This is a genomic window from Pseudothioclava alba (assembly GCF_033100795.1).
GTDB lineage: Bacteria > Pseudomonadota > Alphaproteobacteria > Rhodobacterales > Rhodobacteraceae > Pseudothioclava.
Map to the genome: position 1 here is coordinate 129,160 of NZ_JAWLVI010000005.1, position 17,862 is coordinate 147,021.

The window sequence follows — 17,862 nt, forward strand, 5'->3', positions numbered from 1 at the left end:
GGCGCAGCGCTAGCCTTCGAAATGAACGGTCGTTCAGTTGCAAGGGAGGCGGCATGTTGAACCGACACGCGGGCTATGCGCAAACCTATGACCGATTTGTCTGGGAGATCCCGCAATTCTACAATATCGGCGCAGATATTTGCGACCGGCCCGCCGCGCAAAATGGCGCTGCGCTGGCGATCATCGACATCGCCGAGGATGGCTCGGCGCGCGAGTATAGCTTTGCGGATCTGCGGCGGGGGTCGAACCGGCTGGCGAACGCGCTGGCGCGGATTTCGCAGGCGGGCGACAGGATCGGAGTTCTTTTGCCCCAGTCGGTCGAGACGGCGCTTTCCCATATCGCAATCACCAAATCGGGGCGGATTGCATTACCGTTGTTCACTCTGTTCGGTCCCGAGGCGCTGCTGCACCGCCTGCGCGATTCCGGCGCTTCGGTGGTGATTACGAACGCGGACGGGGTGCGCAAGCTGGCGGAAATTCGGGCGGAATTGCCCGAACTGCGACAGGTGGTTTGTGTTGGCGCGGGGGCTGATGGCGCGCTTGGCTTCGATGCGATTTGCGATGCGGAAAGCGAGGATTTTACGCCAGTGAACAGCCGCGCCGAGGATCCGGCGGTGCTGATCTATACCTCGGGCACGACGGGAAATCCGAAGGGCGCGCTTCATGCGCATCGGGTGCTTTTGGGGCATTTGCCCGGTGTCGAGATGAGCCATGACTTCTTTCCGCAACCCGGCGACCGTATCTGGACGCCGGCGGACTGGGCCTGGATCGGCGGCCTGCTGGATGTGCTGATGCCCGCGCTTCATCACGGGGTGACGGTTGTCGCCTGCCGGTTTCGCAAATTCACTGCCGAGGCCGCGTTCGACCTGATGCGGCGCTACCAGGTGCGCAACGCGTTTCTGCCGCCGACCGCGCTTAAGATGATGCGGCTCTGGCCCGAGGCGGAGGCACAGAACCTGAAGCTGCGCTCGGTTGCCAGTGGCGGCGAGACCCTTGGCAAAGAGTTGATCGACTGGGGGCAACGCGTTTTCGGGGTGACGATCAACGAGTTCTACGGCCAGACCGAGTGCAATATGATTGTTTCGTCCTGCGGCGTGCTGGAACCTGCCGAACCGGGCGTGATGGGCTTTGCCGTGCCCGGCCACCGGGTCGAGGTTCTGGATGAAGATACGGGCGCAATTTGCCCCGTGGGCGAGGAAGGCAGCATTGCCGTTCTTGCGCCCGATCCGGTGATGTTTCTGGGCTACTGGAACCGCCCCGAGGCGACGGAGGAGAAATTTCTGACAGTCGGTGGCGCGAAATGGCTGCTGACGGGCGACAAGGGGCGGCGCACGACCTCGGGGCGGATCGCCTTTGTCGGGCGCGACGACGATGTCATCAGCTCGGCCGGTTATCGCATTGGCCCCGCCGAGATTGAGGATTGCCTGCTGACCCATCCGGCAGTTCTGCTGGCGGGCGTGGTGGGCAAACCCGACCCGCTGCGGGGCTCGGTCGTGGCGGCCTATATCAAGCTGGCAGAGGGCTATGTGGAAAGCGCCGATTTGGCCGAGGCGATTGCGCTGCACGTCAAGGATCGGCTGGCAGCTTATGAATTTCCGCGCGTTGTGCGGTTTGTCGAAGACATGCCGATGACCACGACGGGTAAGATCATCCGCGCCCAGTTGCGCGCACTGGCAGAGAAGGAAGCGGCAGATGAGCAGCCCTGAATGTGTCACGGTAGAGGTGGAAAACGGGGTCGCGCGGGTCACGCTGAACCGCCCCGAAAGCCGTAACGCCATCGACCCCGAGATGACGGCGGCCCTGCGTGCGGCCTTTGACCGGATCGAGGCGGACCCCGAGGTGCGCGTCTCGGTGCTGGCGGGGGCGGGGCCGGTGTTCTGCGCGGGGATGAACCTCAAAAGTTTTCTGGGCGGAGAGGCCGAAGCGATCCTCTATGGCGAGGGGGGCTTTGCGGGCTTTGTTCGCCGCGCGCGTCGAAAGCCGGTGATCGCCGCCGTAACCGGGGCGGCCCTTGCGGGCGGGTTCGAGATTATGCTCTCCTGCGATATGGTCATTGCGGGCGAAGGGGCGGTCTTTGGCCTGCCCGAGGCCAGGCTGGGCCTGGTTGCGGGCGGAGGCGGTGCGATCCGCCTGTCGCAGCGGGTGCCGCGGGTGCTGGCAAACGAGATGCTGCTGACCGCGAAAACCTATAGTGCCGCCGAAATGGAGCGTTGGGGTTTGTTGAACCGCGTGGTGCCGGACACCGAGGTGCACGCAATGGCACTTGATCTGGCGCTGACGGTAGCGGCGAATGCGCCGCTCAGCGTTTCGGAAAGCCTTGCGCTGTCGGATCTTGCGGTTTCGGAGCAGGAAAAGGCGCTCTGGCAGGCCAATGACGCGAGCCTCAAACGCCTGTCGGACAGCGCCGATGTGACCGAAGGCGTGCGCGCGTTCTTTGAAAAGCGCGTGCCGCGCTGGACGGGGCAGTAACGCGCTACTGCGGCAGGCCGGTAATCCGCGCGATACATTCGGCGGTGTTGCGGGCGTCCAGCTTTTGCTGGAGGCGTGCGCGGTGGGCCTCGACCGTGCGGTGCGAAATGTCCAGCAGGCGCGCGATTTCTTTGCTGGTCAGCCCCTCGGTCATATACATCGCGATCTGCCGTTCGCGCGTGGTGAGCGCCACGATCGGGCGCAGGCCGGAAATATCGGCAAAGCTCCAGATTGCGCGCTCGAACGGGTTGTCAGGCGTCAGCGACTGGCCCCGGACGCGGCACCAGAAATGCGCGCCGTTGCGGCGCTTCATGATCCGCTCGTCGACGTAGAAATTCTCGCGCCGCATTCGTTCCTGACCGATCACGCCGATCCGGTCGAATTCCTCGTGGCTGGGATACAACAGCAGGAGTGATTGCCCCTCCAGCTTGTCGCGGGGATAGCCGAAGATCTGGCTCATCTGAGCATTCGCACGCCGGACCACCCGCCGATGCGTCAGCACAAGGCCAACGGGCGAAAACTCGAATGCGGTCAGGGCGTCTTTGTCTTCGGCCATAGCGTAGTTCCACGAATAGAGGGGTGCGCGGCGCGATCCTATAACGGGACCGAAGCTGGAGGGAAGCATCGTGCTTCCTTCCGCGCGCGTAACGAGGATACCCACAGATGAACCCTGCTGAATGGCTTTTGCGCACGGCGCGTCTTTCGCCGGATCGACCGGCGCTGTTTTCGGGCGAAACGGTTGTCGCCAGCTACGGCGCCTTTGCCGAGCGGGCAGGCGCGCTGGCCGCGCGACTGGCCGAGGCCGGTGTCGCGCCCGGCGACCGGGTCGCGGTTTTTGCCAGGAACTGCCCTGAATACCTGATCGCGCTTTATGGCATCTGGCATCTGGGCGCGGTGGCTGTGCCGATCAACGCCAAACTTCACCCGCGCGAGGCTGCGTGGATCATCGGGGATTCAGACGCGCATGTCTGTTTTATCTCCGCTGATATGGCCGGGGAAATGGCTTCGGCGCTGGAGGGGGCGCCCTGCGCGCTGTGGCCGCTTGGCGACCTGCCGCAAACGGGCGCGGCCGCGCGGCCCTATCCGACCCTTCCGAGCGACGAGATATGGCTGTTCTACACCTCGGGCACCACGGGTCGGCCCAAGGGCGTGATGCTGACCGCGCTGAACCTGACCCTGATGACGCTTGGCTATCTGGCCGATGTGGACGAGGTCTCGGCCGAGGATGCTATCCTTTATGCCGCGCCGATGTCGCACGGGGCGGGGCTGTATAATTTTGTCCATGTGATGCGTGGCGCGCGCCATGTCGTGCCGCTATCCGGAGGCTTCGAGGCGGAGGAGGTGCTCGATCTGGGCGAGAGCGTCGGGAATATCTCGATGTTTGCGGCGCCGACGATGGTGCGCAGGCTGGTGGATGCCGCGCGCGGGCGCGCCGCTTTTGAGGGCATCAAGACGGTGATTTATGGCGGCGGCCCGATGTATCTGGCCGATATTGTCGAGGCAGTCGAGGTGATGGGGCCGCGCTTTGTGCAGATCTACGGGCAGGGCGAATGCCCGATGGCGATTACGTCGCTCAGTCGGGCCGAGGTGGCGGATCGCGCCTCGCCCAACTGGAAGGCGCGGCTTGGGTCTGTTGGCAGGGCGCAATCGGGGGTGCGGCTGCGGATCGCACGGGCCGATGGCAGCGAGGCTGCGGTGGGCGAGATCGGCGAAGTTCTGGTGCAGGGCGCACCGGTGATGGCGGGCTATTGGACGGGCCATTCAAACGGTGCCGAAAGCACCGCCAAGGCGATCCGTGAAGGATGGCTGTGGACCGGTGATATGGGGGCGCTGGATGCGGATGGCTATCTGACGCTGCATGACCGGTCAAAGGATGTGATTATCTCGGGCGGGTCGAACATCTACCCGCGCGAGGTCGAAGAGGTTCTGCTGACCCATCCGGCGGTGCATGAGGTGTCGGTCATCGGCAGGCCCGATGCGGAATGGGGCGAGGATGTCGTGGCCTTCATCTGCCTGCGCGCCGGAGCAGACGTGACCGAGGCCGAGCTGGATGCGCTGTGTCTGGCCAATATTGCCCGCTTCAAGCGGCCGAAAGGCTATTACTTCGTGCCCGATCTGCCCAAGAATAATTACGGCAAGGTGCTGAAAGGCGCGCTGCGCGAGCAACTCAGGGAGATGACAAAATGACCATGCTGGCAGGAAAATGCGCTCTTGTGACGGGATCGGTTCAGGGAATCGGTCTGGAGATCGCGCGGGCTTTGGCGCAAGAGGGGGCGGCGATCGCGGTGCATGGGCTGGCGGATGCGGATCAGGCCAAGGCCGCCTGTGCAGAGCTTGTCGCCGCAGGCGCGCCAGATGCGCGGTATTTCGACCATGATCTGTCCGATCCCGAAGCCGCAGGGGCGCTTGTCCGCGATGCGCTGGCATGGCGAGAGATTGATATTCTGGTAAACAACGCGGGCATCCAGCAAACCGCCCCGATCAAGGATATGCCGCTCGAAACCTTCCAGCGCATTCTGACGATCAACCTGACGGCGGCCTTCGCGACGATGCAGGCGGCGCTTCCGGCGATGGCGGCGCGCGGATACGGGCGGGTCATCAATATCGCCTCGGTTCACGGGCTGGTGGCCTCGGCCAACAAGGCGCCCTATGTCGCGTCGAAATTCGGCCTCGTGGGGATGTCGCGGGTGGCGGCGCTGGAATATGCGGCTGCGGGCAGCCGTGAAAGCGGAGGCGTGACGGTGAACTGCATTTGTCCGGGCTGGACCGAAACCGCGATCATTGAACCGCAAATCCTTGAACGCGCGGCCCTGCATGGCGGTGATCGCGCGGCGGGTGTGGCCGATCTTTTATCAGAAAAGCAGCCATCTCGGCGGACGTCGGTCGCGGCAGAAATTGGCGCGCTGGCGCTTTGGCTGTGCAATCCGATTGCGCATAACCTGACGGGCGTGGCTATTCCTGTTGATGGCGGCTGGACGGCGCAATAGTCCTCCCTGCGTCATGTCGCCCGAGGCAGGGGACGATTTGGCGCGGATTTATGTCGTTTCCGGCCCGTCAGGCAAATTCTGGATGGTTAGGGTCTGTGCAGGAGGACCTTAGATGCTCACTGATATCGAAATCGCCCGCGCCGCCCACAAACGGCCTATCCCTGAAATCGGCGCCAAGCTTGGCATTCCCGAAGATGCGCTGATTCCCTATGGCCGCGACAAGGCCAAGCTTGACAGCGCATTCATCAAGACGCTGTCGGACCGCGAAGACGGCAAGCTGATCCTGGTGACCGCGATCAACCCGACGCCCGCGGGCGAGGGCAAGACGACCACGACGGTTGGCCTTGGCGACGCGCTGCAGCGCATCGGCAAGAAAACCGCGATCTGTATCCGTGAAGCGAGCCTTGGTCCGAACTTCGGCATGAAGGGTGGCGCTGCTGGCGGTGGCTATGCCCAGATCGTGCCGATGGAAGAAATGAACCTCCACTTCACCGGCGATTTCCACGCGATCACCGCTGCGCACAACCTGCTGTCCGCGATGATCGACAACCACATCTACTGGGGCAACACGCTCCAGATCGACGAGCGTCGTGTGGTGTGGAAGCGCGTGATGGACATGAACGACCGCGCGCTGCGTGACATCGTTGTCTCGCTTGGGGGTGTGTCGAACGGCTTCCCGCGCCAGACCGGCTTTGACATCACCGTCGCCTCCGAAGTCATGGCGTGCCTGTGCCTTGCGAACGACCTGAAAGACCTTGAAGAGCGTCTGGGTCGCATCGTTGTGGCCTATCGCCGTGACAAGACCCCGATCACCTGCCGCGAAATCGGTGCCGATGGCGCAATGGTCGTGCTGCTGAAAGATGCGATGCAGCCGAACCTCGTGCAGACGCTCGAACACACGCCCGCATTCGTCCACGGCGGTCCGTTCGCGAACATCGCACACGGCTGTAACTCGGTCGTGGCGACGCAAAGCGCGCTGAAACTGGCTGATTACGTTGTGACCGAAGCAGGTTTCGGGGCTGATCTTGGCGCCGAGAAGTTCTTTGACATCAAGTGTCGCAAGGCTGGCCTCAAGCCCGCCGCAGCCGTCATCGTTGCCACCGTGCGCGCGATGAAGATGAACGGCGGTCTGACCAAAGACCAGCTTGGCTCGGAGAACATCGAAGCGGTCAAGAAGGGCTGCTCGAACCTTGGTCGCCACATCGCGAACACCAAGTCGTTCGGCGTTCCGGTCGTGGTCGCGCTGAACCACTTCGTCACCGATACCGAGGCAGAGATTGCAGCGGTGCGCGCCTATGCCGCAGAGCAGGGCGTCGAGGTGATCGTCGCGAAGCACTGGGCCGATGGTGGCGCAGGGGCCGAAGATCTGGCGAAGAAGGTTGTCGCACTGGCCGAGGGTGGCTCGATGTTCGCGCCGCTTTATGCCGACGAAATGAGCCTCTTCGACAAGATCGACACGGTTGCCCGCCGCATCTACCACGCAGGCGAAGTGATCGCGGACAAGAAAATCCGTGACCAACTGCGCGAGTGGGAAGAGGCCGGCTATGGCAACCTGCCGGTTTGCATGGCGAAAACGCAGTATTCGTTCTCGACCGACCCGCTTCTGCGCGGTGCGCCCACGGGCCACACCCTGCCGATCCGTGAAGTTCGCCTTTCGGCGGGCGCCGGATTCATCGTGGTTATCTGCGGTGAGATCATGACCATGCCGGGGCTTCCGCGGGTTCCGGCTGCGGCCTCGATCCGTCTGAACGACGCGGGCGAGGTCCAGGGTCTGTTCTAAGCTCCATGCCTTGTTCCCAGAGCGATAAACTGCGATACGGTCGCGGACCAAGCTTTGGGGACGGGCAATGAAAGAGCCGAAAAACTTTGCGTCGATGGCCGAACTCCGGGTGGGCATCGACGCCTTGGATGAACAGCTTGTGGAACTGCTTGCCTACCGCACGCAACTGATCGCGCGTGCGGCAGAGCTGAAGCAGGTTGAGCATATGCCCGCGCGTATCCATTGGCGTGTGGAGGATGTCGTTTCAAAGGTGAAGGCCAAGGCCGAGATCTCCGGTATGGATGTGGATCTGGCCGAACGCCTCTGGCGCGAGATGATTGACCATTTCATCGCGCAAGAAGAACAGGTTCTGGGAAAAGAGGACTAAGCATGAGTGCGAAGATCATCGACGGGAAAGCCTTTGCCGCCACGGTGCGCGAGAAAGTCGCGGGCCATGTCGCGAAGCTGAAGGAAGAGCACAACATCACCCCCGGTCTGGCCGTGGTGCTGGTGGGCGAAGATCCGGCCTCCGAGGTCTATGTCCGCAACAAGGGCAAGCAGACCGTAGAGGCAGGGATGAACTCGTTCGAGCACAAGCTGCCCGCCGAGACGTCCGAGGCCGACCTGCTGGCGCTGATCGACCGGCTGAACAACGATCCGGCGGTGCATGGTATTCTGGTCCAGCTTCCGCTGCCGGGGCATCTGGACTCGGATCTGGTGATCAATTCGATCGAACCGTCGAAGGACGTGGACGGGTTCCATATCTCGAACGTGGGCCTTCTGGGCACTGGCCAGAAGTCGATGGTTCCCTGCACGCCGCTTGGCTGCCTGATGATGCTGCGCGACCACCTTGGCAACCTGTCCGGCCTGAACGCGGTCGTCGTCGGGCGCTCGAACATCGTGGGTAAGCCGATGGCGCAGCTTCTGCTGGGCGATAGCTGCACGGTGACAATTGCACATTCGCGCACCAAGGATCTGCCCGAGGTCTGCCGCCGCGCCGATATTCTGGTGGCTGCCGTTGGCCGTCCCGAGATGATCCCGGGTGACTGGGTGAAGCCGGGCGCAACCGTGATCGACGTCGGCATCAACCGCATCGAACGCGATGGCAAGAACAAGCTGGTAGGCGATGTCGAGTTTGCCTCTGCCGCTGAAGTCGCTGGCGCGATTACCCCTGTGCCCGGTGGCGTTGGCCCGATGACGATCGCTTGCCTTCTGGCGAATACCGTCACCGCCTGCTGCCGCGCGCATGGCCTGAGCGAGCCGGACGGCCTGACCGCCTGACTATTGAAATGAATAGGAATTCTGGATACCTGTTGCTCGTGTGAGTAGCAGGTATCTGAATGTCTCGTTTTTTTCGGCTCTATGTCGATGCAGTGTTTGTCTGGCCAGTCTGGATCGTTTGGGGCCTGACCTCAACACTGGCGGTGATCGCTGACCCGTTCGACAAGCCCATCCAGTTTACATCTTCCGAGCGTCTGGTGTTTTGGCCGACGGTCGTTACGCTTGCCATCATCGTTGGAATCGCGGGGCGCGTTATCGTGCGCGAATACGTCTACCCGCGCGCCTCCATCACGCAGGTGGTATTGATCGCGATCTATGCCTGCTCAACCCTGACGCCGCTTATCGTGCTTGTGCTGGCGGTTCTGATGCCGGGGTTCATGCCCACAAACCATGATGTGGCAAAGCTCGTGTTCTATGTGTTCGCGGTTTCTATCGTGACCTCGATCCTCAGGCGTATGGCAACCGGAGAGGCGTTTTGGCGGCGGCAAGTGTCCAGCCGGGAACCGCCACGGATTTTCGATCGGCTCGACCCGCCTGAGCGCGGATCGTTGTTCCGGATGCAGGTGCGCGATCACTATGTGGATGTGATCACCTGTCAGGGCCGTAAAAGCGTTTTGATCCGGTTTTCGGATGCGATTGCAGAGGTCGAAACGGTGCCGGGGTGCCGTGTTCATCGCTCGCATTGGGTTGCTGCGCATGCCGTGACAGGCTCGCGCAGCGAGAAAAACAAATGCTGGGTGATCACCGCAGACGGGGCCGAAATTCCGGTATCCCGGACCTATCGGGCCGAGGCAGAGGCCGCAGGGATTTTGTCGGCCACCGGTGCCTAGTGTTCGATGTGCTCTTCGCGCACGAACATATTGGCCCATGCCCGATCAACCAGTTCCGGGGTCATCTGATAGGGGATACCTTCGAAATCGCAGATCGACATCATCTGGTCGATCAGGAAGACCGGCTGATAGTTGGCGTAGATGTTGTCGATGGTGGGGTATTTCACCTTCAGCAGATGGATCAGCGCCTTCTCGTTCAGCGGCATGCCCTTCTTCTTCGCGACCATCGAGAAGATCTTCAAGAAGTCCTTCTGGTCCGGCCCGTCGATCTTGATCTTGAAGAAGATACGGCGCAGAGCCGCTTTGTCGAAAATTTCGTTCGGGTGGAAGTTGGTCGAGAAGATAACCAGCGTGTCGAAGGGCACCTCGAATTTCTCGCCCGATTGCAGCGACAGAATATCGCGGCTTTCCTCGAGCGGAACGATCCAGCGGTTCACAAGCTTTTGCGGCGGTTCGGCCTGACGGCCAAGGTCGTCCACGATGAACACCCCGCCCGAAGATTTCAGCTGTAACGGCGCAGTATAGGTGCGCGCGGTCGCGTTATATTTCAGGTCCAGCATGTCGAGCGAGAGTTCGCCGCCCGTGATTACCGTCGGGCGCTCGCAATAGACATAGCGGGTGTCAAAGCGGGTGCCGGTCTTGCGCAGGCTCGTAGGGTCTTCGTCCGGCACAGGCACGGCAGTGTGCACGATCGGGTCGAAGACGGTAATCACCTGCCCCGAATATTCGATCGCGCGCGGAATATAGATCGTGTCGCCAAGGGCGTCGCGGATACCATTCGAGATCGAGGATTTCCCGTTGCCGGGCGGGCCATACATCAGGATCGAGCGCCCCGACGAGACCGCCGGACCAAGCTGGTCGATCAGCGTGGGCGGCAGGATCAGATGCCCCATCGCGCCCAGAAGTTGCTGACGCGTCAGTTGGATATTGCGGATCGACTGGCGTTTGATCTGTTCACGATAAACAATCAGCGGCACCGGCATCGCGCCATAATATTCCGATTGCGACAGCGCATCGAGGGCGCGTGCCTTGCCCGCATCTGACAGGCGGTATCCCAGCTCGCCCGAGGCATTGGCGTGCATCGTGCCCATCACCTCGATCAGTTGCAGGCCGCGCGCCTCGTCCACCAGTTCCTGAATAAGCGTGACCGGAAGGCAGATGATCTTTGCCAGTTGCGAGAGCTTTTCCTGATTGGTGCGGAACATCGTCTTCAGAAGGATGTCGCGCATCGTCACATGCGTGAGGCCAACCTCTTCCAGCGTGCGCGGCTGGGGCGGTGCAATGACGCTGGGTGTCATCATATTCATCGGGCTGTCCTATCTGCTCTGTGCCGTTTCCCCGGCATTTCCTTTGATGTGCCATGCCTCTGGCGTATTTCCGGAATATCCGGTTCCATAGCCGCACACTGCAGGGCTATTGTGGCCAAAAGTTGGAATTTTCACGGGAACAGTTTGATGGCGGGTATGAGTGGGGCAGGGCCGGAGCCGAAGCGGTTGATCGCAGGTATGATGATCTGGCTCGGCGTTCTGGCGATTTTGCCGCTGATGGGCGGGGCGTTCATCGTTGAAAAACACGAGGGCGACACGCTGCATCTGGCCGATCTGGTGCTGCGGATGGCCGAGCAGGGGCAGATGCCGCACTCCGACTTTATGACGCCGCTCGGGATTTTGTCGATCTGGCCGATTGTGCTGATGGTCAAGGCTGGGATGGGGCTTGGCACGGCCTTTCTTGCGGCGCAGACCCTTCTTGCGGTTTTGCTGTTCGCGCCTGTTGTCTATGTAGCCAGCACGCGGTTTCGCGCGACCCTTGGCTGGGTCTATGCCGCCTATACGCTGGCGCTCTGTCTGGCGCTTGTGCATGGCGAGGGGAATGCCGCGCTGTCGATGTCGATGCATTATAACCGGTGGGCATGGGCGCTGGCCTATCTGGTGATCCCGCTGGCGATGCTGGAACCTAAAAACGGCCGCCAACCGGTGCTGGACGGGGTGATCCTCGGGGTAGCGCTGGCGGTGCTGGGGCTGGTGAAGGCAACCTATGTCGCGGCTTTCCTGCCGGTGGTCGTGGTGGCGCTGATGGCGCGGCGCGACTGGGTGGCGCTTGGCGTCGGGCTATTGTCGGGGCTGGCGGTTGTCGGAGCGGTGACTGCGGTTCTGGGGGTGGGCTTCTGGCTTGCCTATCTGGGGGACCTGCTGGCCGTGGCAAGCTCGGAAACGCGCGCGGCGCCGGGGCTGCCGCTGGTGGGTATTCTGGTCGCGCCCGATCATATTCTGGGAACTTTCGTTCTGATTATGACAGTGATCTTGCTGCGCCAGTCTGGGCGGATGGTCGAGGGGCTCGTGCTTCTGGTGCTGGTTCCGGGCTTTATCTATGTGACCTATCAGAACTACGGAAACGATCCGCAATGGCTGGTGCTGCTGGCGCTTCTGGCGCTTGATCTGCGTCCCGATAACGCCAGCACCAATGTGTTCGGATGGCGGCTGAACTCGGCGCTTCTGGTGTCCGGCGCGCTGGCGTTTGCTCTGGCTGCGGCCTCGGCGATCAATGTCGTCTGGAGCCCCTTGCGCATGTATCTGGCAGATAGTGCGGAGTTACGCCCGATGCTGGCCTCGCGCCCTGCGCATAGCGATCTGCTGGTCACTCCGGCACGGGTGGCGCGCGTGGTGATCCGTGAGGCCGGAGAGGAGCGGTTCCCTGTCTATGCGGGTAAATATGTAGACGACGCTCAGGAGCCACAGTTTTTGAATGGCGAGGCTCTGCCCGAATGTGAAATGTCGACGGGGCATAACACATGGTTCGAAACCACCGCCTCCGCGTTGACCGAGGCGGGCTATGCGGGCTCGGGCGTGCTGATAGCGGACCTGTCTACCGCGCTCTGGCTCTATGGGGATTTCAAGCCGATCAAAGGGGCCGCGCCGTGGTATTATGGCGGCACACCGGGGCTTGAGGCCGCCGATCATGTGCTGGTGCCGCTCTGCCCCGCGAACATGGCGCAACGCCGCGTGATGCTGGCGGCGATTGAAAAAGCGGGTTGGAAGCTTGAGGAAGAGATGCGCACCGGAACATTCGTGCTGCTCCGGCCCTCAAAATGACAAAGGGGCCAGTGGCCCCCTTGCTCAATCCGCCATCGCGATAATCAGCAGATAGGTCCAAAGCGTTCCGACGAGGGCAAGGCCCATCGGGAAATCGGCGCGTGTCCACGAGACCCAGTCAGGCGCCATCGTGCGCACCGCCGGAATGCGGCGCAATATCCGGTGGGCGGCAAACGCCCCCAGCAGGAATGCCGATAGCAGCATAATCATCAACTGGATATGGCCGGGGCCGGTAGCAAAGAAGGGCGCGGCAGCGGCGGCGAATTTTGCGTCGCCCGCCCCGAAATGCGCGATCAGGTTCAGCACAAAACCGATTGCCAGAACCACCGCGAAGTGGCTCCAGCGCCAGGCGTAAACATCAAGCGGCAAGAGGAACGGACCGGCAACCGCAAAGACCACCAGCAGCGCCACCACCGCCGAGTTGCGGATCTTCATGTATTTCAGGTCGGTGAAAACCACCCAAGCACAGATCGGCGTGATCAGAACCAGAAATACAAGCGCCGAAACCGGCATTGTCAAACCAAGCAACTTACCTACCCTTTGGCTACATTCGCATCCAGCGCGGCCAGGGCGCGCGCGGCTTCCTCGAAGTGCTGCGGATGCGTATCGACCGCTTCCTGCAACAGCCCCTTGCCGATCGCAACATCGCCCTGCTTGATCGCCGAAAGAGCTGCCGTATACAGCAGTTGCGCTTTCTCGGTCTGGGTCATGTCGACGACAGGCAGGTCATATTTGCGCTGGCTCGCACGCGCCAGAACAAGGTTGTTCTTGGTGGTGAAACGCGTCGGATCATAGGTCAGGGCTTCAGCAAACATCCGTTCCGCCGCTTTGGCGTCGCCGCGGGTCAGCTTGGAGTAGCCCCAGTTGTTATAAACCGGTCCGGGCTGCGTCGTCAGGCCAACGGCTGTTTCATAGAAGCTGTCGGATTTCTTCCACTGCTTCTTGGAATCCGCGACCATTGCTTCAAGCTTGTAACGCTCGAAGGTTTCGTAGGTGGGGGGCACGGTTGCAAGGGTCGCTTGTGCATCATCCCATTTGTTCGCACGGATCTGCGCTTGCGCCAGAAGCACCTTGTCCTCGTCGGTCGCGCCTTCCATCGTCACGACGTGCTGCCAGACCTTGATCGCCGCATCGGGATGGTTGGCCCGCACCAGAGACTTGGCCAGCCCGCGCTGCAGGTCGATCCGGTCGGGGTTTTCTTTCGTGCTGCGCTTGAAATAGGCGACGGCTTCGTTCGGGTCGCTCGCGGTGAGCATGATGTCCGAAAGGTTGCTTTCATCAATTGCGTTCACGCTTTTGAGGGCGCGCGACACATCCGCATCCTTGTTGCCCATGCAGCCCGACAGGGCGAGGGCGCAGCCTGCAAGGGCCGCAATCATTACTGGGTGGCGCATTTTGCGTCCTTTTTGCTCTGCCTCATTGCTTGGTCAGAAGGAGGTATTCACCTTGCCCCCGCCTGACCAGCGAGAAAGTCTTGTCTGCTGGCTCAACATAACCCGGATCGGCCTTTTTTGATAGCGCAATCCGCAGGTTTTCACGGATCGAGTCCGATTGGCCACTGTCAAGCGCATAGGCGGTCTGGAAAACGCGTGACGCTTCGGCGGCATTACCCTTTTCCATCAGCACAACGCCAAGGTTGTTCCATGCGGGGACAAACTTCGGATCGGCCTCGATCGCGCGGCGAAGGATGTGTTCTGCCTGCCCGAGACGCCCTAGCTTCAGATTGGCCGAACCAATGGCAGAAAGCACGTCGACAGTCGCGCCTTGTTCCGAGGCCGCACGGTAATAGGCCTTCAGGGCCAGCTCGTATTCACTTGCCGCCATAAGCCTGTGCCCGACAGTCAACCCGTCGACCGCATCGCCCTCGGCAGCCATGCCGGGCGCATAGGGACTGCCATCCGATGCGGAAAGGCTGCCTGTGGTGCAGGCAGCCTGAAGGCTTAACGCAAGGGCGGCCACGACTGGCACGCAATACCGATACATCATCAGAACCTGTCCGGTCGGTTTGGGTCGTTAGCGACCGATCGACTTGAAGTTCTCCATCATATCATAGACCGAAGGTCCGACAAGGATGATGAGGAGCGGCGGAACCGTGAACATCATCGTCCCCAGCGTCATCTTCGTCGGGATCTTGTTGGCGGCCTCTTCCGCGCGCAGCACGCGCTTGTCGCGCATATCGGCGGCATAAAGGCGCAGCGCCTCGGCGATCGAGGTGCCGAACTGCTGCGACTGGATCATCACGGTGACAAAGCTCTGCACATCCTGCACGCCCGAGCGTTCGCCAAAGGCGCGCAGAACCGTGGGCTTGTCCAGACCGGCCTTGATTTCGTGCGAGACGGTCTCGAATTCCTCGGCGAGCGCGGGATATGAGCGCACCAGTTCTTTCGAGACGCGGATAATCCCCTGATCGAGCGACTGCCCCGCCTCCACGCAGACCAGCAGCATATCCAGCGCGTCGGGGAAGCCTTGCTGGATTTCGAGCTTGCGGGCCTCGATGCGTTTGTTGACCCAGCGTTTGGGGGCGTAATACCCGAAGGCGCCAGGCAAAAGCACCGACATGATCATCTGGGTCGAGCTGATCCCGACCTCGCTTTTGGCGTTCGAGAGCATGGCATAGATCACGCCAAGCGCCAGAAACCCAAGCCCCATGCCGAACTGGATCGCGTGGAAAGTCCGCACGGCAGTGGGCGATTTGTAGCCCGCCGATTGTAGCCATTTGCGCGAGGTCGTCATTTCCTCGGCGCTTTTCGGCTCAAGGAAGTTGGCGTATTTCTCAAGTTTCTTTGAGCCGCTCTGACGCAGTTGCGGACTGTTCGACCCCTGCGATGCCTGCCCCTTCTCGGCAATGCTGGCGCGCAGTTTGTCCAAAGGATCGACGCGCTTTTTCATCATCGAAGGGATGGTCGCCAGGATCATCATCGCGCCCAGAAAGCCCAGGACAATGACCGGCCCCATAGGCCCAAGTTTGTCGGTGATGAGGGTGAGTATCTGGTCCATGGCTATCTCCTCATACCTTGATGGTGGTCATGATCTTCATGAAGATCACGTTGCACGCGAGCAGGGCGAAAACGACAATCGCGGTGGGCATGAAGGCGGGGGTTTCCTTGACGTCGTCGTAGTAATCCGGCGCGATCACCTGGATCACGACCAGAATGACCAGCGGGAACCCCGAAAGGAACATGCCCGACCATTTCGGTTCGGCGGTAATGGCGCGCACGCGGCGGAACAGGCGAAAGCGCGAGCGGATCACCTTGGCCAGGCCTTCCAGCACTTCGGCGAGGTTGCCCCCCGAGGTCTGCTGGATCGACACGGCCACGGCAAGAAAGCGCAAATCCTGCATGTCCAGACGCTCGGCCAGATCCTTCAGGGAGTCCGCCATATTGCGCCCGTAGGCCGCCTCGTCCGAAATGATGCCGAACTCGGAGCCGAGCGGATCGGGGATTTCATTGGCCACCGCCTGCACCGCCGACGAGAACGGGTGCCCGACGCGGAGCGCCCGCACCATCAGTTCAACCGCGTCAGGCAGTTGTTCCTCAGCCATCGCGAGGCGTTTCTTCGCCTTCGACGAGACCCAGAAATAGACCCCGCCAAAGCCCATCAGCACGGCCAGCCCGAAGCGGGTCGCGATGTCGGCCTGCGTCGCAAGCGAAAGGCCCGCAAAGGCAAAGATGCTCAGCCCGACCATCAGCGCGATCAGAACAAGCGGCGAGAAGGCAATATTCGCCATCTGCGCCTGTTTCGCGAGGATCGAGTAAAGCGGAATACCCTTGCTTTTGAGGTGCTGCGTCGCTTCCTTGCGGAGCTGTTCCAGCACCTGCTCGCGCCGCCCGCCCTTTTCCAGAAGGTCAAGGCGGCGGTTCACCTTGGCGTTCAGCGAGATCGACTTGCCGAAAACCAGAATGTAGATGCCTTCAACCAGCAACAGAACCGCGACGAAGATCAGGCCGTAGATGATCGGTGTGGGCGAAAGGATCATGGCGTCTCTCCGTTAGTCCTGAACCGGTTCGTAGATCGAGGCCGGCAGGTCATAGCCCCACTGGCGGAAGCGATCCGAGTAATGCGAGCGAACGCCCGTCGCGGTGAAGCGGCCGATGATCTTGCCGTCGGGCGCAAGCCCCAGACGCTCGTAGCGGAAAATCTCCTGCATTGAGATAACATCGCCTTCCATACCGGTAATTTCGGTGATCGAGGTCATCCGGCGCGAGCCGTCCTGCAGACGCGATGCCTGCACGATCAGGTTCACAGCCGAGGCAATCTGCGAGCGCACGGCCTTGATCGGCATTTCGATACCGGCCATCGCGACCATGTTTTCCAGACGTGAAATACCGTCGCGGGCCGAGTTCGCGTGGATCGTGGTCATCGACCCGTCGTGGCCGGTGTTCATCGCCTGAAGCATGTCGATGACCTCTTCGCCGCGGGTTTCGCCCACGATGATCCGGTCCGGGCGCATCCGCAGCGCGTTGCGCAGACAGTCGCGCTGGCTGACCTCGCCCTTGCCTTCGACGTTCGGCGGGCGGCTTTCCATCCGGCCGACGTGGATCTGCTGGAGCTGGAGTTCCGCCGTATCTTCGATTGTCAGGATGCGTTCAGAGTTGTCGATAAAGGACGACAGGGCGTTCAGCGTCGTGGTTTTACCCGAACCCGTCCCGCCCGAAACGATCACATTCAGACGCGTCGCGACAGCGGCTTGCAGATAGGCGGCCATTTCCTCGGTGAAGGCGCCGAACCGCACGAGGTCGTCGATGCCCAGCTTGTCCTTTTTGAACTTACGGATCGAGACCAGCGAGCCATCCACCGCAACCGGCGGCACCATCGCGTTAAAGCGCGAGCCATCGCGCAGACGGGCGTCAACATAGGGGTTCGATTCATCGACACGGCGCCCCACAGCGGAGACGATCTTGTCGATGATCCGCAGAAGGTGGCGTTCGTCCTTGAAGGTGGTGTCGGTCAGTTCGAGTTTACCGGCGCGTTCCACGAACACCTGTTGCGGACCGTTTACCAGAATATCGTTGACGGTTTCGTCTTTGAGCAACGGCTCCAGCGGACCAAGGCCCATCACCTCGTCGTAAAGCTCGTTGTTCAGCGCCTGCCGGTCTGCCGAGGTCAGCGCCATCGCGAGATCGGACAAAGCCTCGTTGGTGATCGCCGCGATTTCGTGGCGCAGGTCGGCCTCGCGCGCGCCTTCAAGGGCAGCGAGGTTAAGATTTTCCAGAAGGCGTTTGTGAAGCTCGACCTTGACCTCGCTCATGCGCTCCTTGCGCTTCTTGTCCTTATCCGCCGCAGGGGCGGTGGCGGGCGCACGGGCCACCAGCGGTTTGCGCTGGATCGCGGAGCGCGCGACGTCAGATGCCGCGGGCGCCTCGGGCTTTGGCACCGCCTGAAGCGGAGCGGCACCCTTCGGAATGGCGGCGGTCGGAGCGGTTTTTTTGTAACGCGAGAACATCTGG

The 17,862-nt window shown here is 61.5% G+C and carries 17 protein-coding genes; 9 read left to right on the forward strand and 8 right to left on the reverse strand.

Translation table 11 applies throughout. The features are described 5' to 3' along the window. The first annotated feature begins 53 nt into the window (after positions 1 to 53). Together RYZ20_RS12380 and RYZ20_RS12385 are read left to right on the forward strand one after the other, a co-directional pair. The gene (locus tag RYZ20_RS12380) at positions 54 to 1,706 is read left to right on the forward strand and encodes an AMP-binding protein (RefSeq protein WP_317673939.1); all 1,653 of its coding nucleotides are present in this window, start codon (positions 54 to 56) and stop codon (positions 1,704 to 1,706) included. Next, positions 1,693 to 2,469: an enoyl-CoA hydratase/isomerase family protein gene (locus RYZ20_RS12385; RefSeq protein ID WP_317673941.1), complete on the forward strand. Its 777-nt coding sequence runs from the start codon at positions 1,693 to 1,695 to the stop codon at positions 2,467 to 2,469. The genes RYZ20_RS12380 and RYZ20_RS12385 overlap by 14 nt, the downstream gene beginning before the upstream one ends. A 4-nt stretch (positions 2,470 to 2,473) precedes the next feature. Here RYZ20_RS12385 and RYZ20_RS12390 read toward each other — a convergent pair whose 3' ends face one another. Next, entirely contained in the window at positions 2,474 to 3,025 is a 552-nt protein-coding gene (locus RYZ20_RS12390) for a LuxR C-terminal-related transcriptional regulator (RefSeq protein ID WP_317673943.1), read from the reverse strand. 107 nt (positions 3,026 to 3,132) lie between these two features. Between RYZ20_RS12390 and RYZ20_RS12395 the strand changes: the two genes are divergently transcribed. The 6 genes from RYZ20_RS12395 (at position 3,133) to RYZ20_RS12420 (ending at position 9,326) form a co-directional block, all read left to right on the forward strand. Beyond that, positions 3,133 to 4,656, forward strand: coding sequence for an AMP-binding protein (locus RYZ20_RS12395; protein ID WP_317673945.1), 1,524 nt, complete (start codon positions 3,133 to 3,135; stop codon positions 4,654 to 4,656). Further along, on the forward strand, positions 4,653 to 5,456 hold the full coding sequence (locus RYZ20_RS12400; RefSeq protein ID WP_317673947.1) for a 3-hydroxybutyrate dehydrogenase: 804 nt from the start codon (positions 4,653 to 4,655) through the stop codon (positions 5,454 to 5,456). The genes RYZ20_RS12395 and RYZ20_RS12400 overlap by 4 nt, the downstream gene beginning before the upstream one ends. Positions 5,457 to 5,568: 112 nt before the next feature. Beyond that, a complete protein-coding gene (locus RYZ20_RS12405; protein WP_317673949.1) occupies positions 5,569 to 7,236 on the forward strand; it encodes a formate--tetrahydrofolate ligase in 1,668 nt (555 codons plus the stop codon). 67 nt (positions 7,237 to 7,303) lie between these two features. Then, complete coding sequence (locus tag RYZ20_RS12410; protein ID WP_317673951.1) at positions 7,304 to 7,603, forward strand: chorismate mutase; 300 nt, start codon at positions 7,304 to 7,306, stop codon at positions 7,601 to 7,603. A 2-nt stretch (positions 7,604 to 7,605) separates the two neighbouring features. Continuing rightward, positions 7,606 to 8,496 (forward strand): bifunctional methylenetetrahydrofolate dehydrogenase/methenyltetrahydrofolate cyclohydrolase FolD, encoded by an 891-nt coding sequence (folD, locus tag RYZ20_RS12415; RefSeq protein WP_317673953.1) that lies wholly within the window; start codon positions 7,606 to 7,608, stop codon positions 8,494 to 8,496. 59 nt (positions 8,497 to 8,555) lie between these two features. Then, a complete protein-coding gene (locus RYZ20_RS12420) occupies positions 8,556 to 9,326 on the forward strand; it encodes a LytTR family DNA-binding domain-containing protein (protein WP_317673955.1) in 771 nt (256 codons plus the stop codon). Here the strand turns inward: RYZ20_RS12420 and RYZ20_RS12425 are convergent. After that, positions 9,323 to 10,633, reverse strand: coding sequence for a P-loop NTPase family protein (locus RYZ20_RS12425; RefSeq protein WP_317673957.1), 1,311 nt, complete (start codon positions 10,631 to 10,633; stop codon positions 9,323 to 9,325). The two genes, RYZ20_RS12420 and RYZ20_RS12425, sit on opposite strands and share 4 nt — an antisense overlap. A gap of 147 nt (positions 10,634 to 10,780) precedes the next feature. Between RYZ20_RS12425 and RYZ20_RS12430 the strand changes: the two genes are divergently transcribed. Then, the gene (locus RYZ20_RS12430; RefSeq protein ID WP_317673959.1) at positions 10,781 to 12,415 is read left to right on the forward strand and encodes a hypothetical protein; all 1,635 of its coding nucleotides are present in this window, start codon (positions 10,781 to 10,783) and stop codon (positions 12,413 to 12,415) included. 24 nt (positions 12,416 to 12,439) lie between these two features. Here the strand turns inward: RYZ20_RS12430 and RYZ20_RS12435 are convergent, their stop codons facing one another. The 6 genes from RYZ20_RS12435 to RYZ20_RS12460 are packed head-to-tail and all read right to left on the reverse strand — an operon-like array spanning position 12,440 to position 17,858. Next, complete coding sequence (locus tag RYZ20_RS12435) at positions 12,440 to 12,928, reverse strand: prepilin peptidase (RefSeq protein WP_317674146.1); 489 nt, start codon at positions 12,926 to 12,928, stop codon at positions 12,440 to 12,442. 20 nt (positions 12,929 to 12,948) lie between these two features. Further along, positions 12,949 to 13,809 (reverse strand): tetratricopeptide repeat protein, encoded by an 861-nt coding sequence (locus RYZ20_RS12440; protein ID WP_317673961.1) that lies wholly within the window; start codon positions 13,807 to 13,809, stop codon positions 12,949 to 12,951. A 22-nt stretch (positions 13,810 to 13,831) separates the two neighbouring features. Further along, positions 13,832 to 14,401, reverse strand: a complete 570-nt coding sequence (locus RYZ20_RS12445) for a tetratricopeptide repeat protein (RefSeq protein ID WP_317673963.1) — start codon at positions 14,399 to 14,401, stop codon at positions 13,832 to 13,834. A gap of 27 nt (positions 14,402 to 14,428) precedes the next feature. Beyond that, the gene (locus tag RYZ20_RS12450; protein ID WP_317673965.1) at positions 14,429 to 15,412 is read right to left on the reverse strand and encodes a type II secretion system F family protein; all 984 of its coding nucleotides are present in this window, start codon (positions 15,410 to 15,412) and stop codon (positions 14,429 to 14,431) included. A 10-nt stretch (positions 15,413 to 15,422) separates the two neighbouring features. After that, positions 15,423 to 16,391, reverse strand: a complete 969-nt coding sequence (locus RYZ20_RS12455) for a type II secretion system F family protein (RefSeq protein ID WP_317673967.1) — start codon at positions 16,389 to 16,391, stop codon at positions 15,423 to 15,425. A 12-nt stretch (positions 16,392 to 16,403) separates the two neighbouring features. Next, positions 16,404 to 17,858, reverse strand: coding sequence for a TadA family conjugal transfer-associated ATPase (locus RYZ20_RS12460; RefSeq protein ID WP_317673969.1), 1,455 nt, complete (start codon positions 17,856 to 17,858; stop codon positions 16,404 to 16,406). Positions 17,859 to 17,862 lie beyond the last annotated feature (4 nt).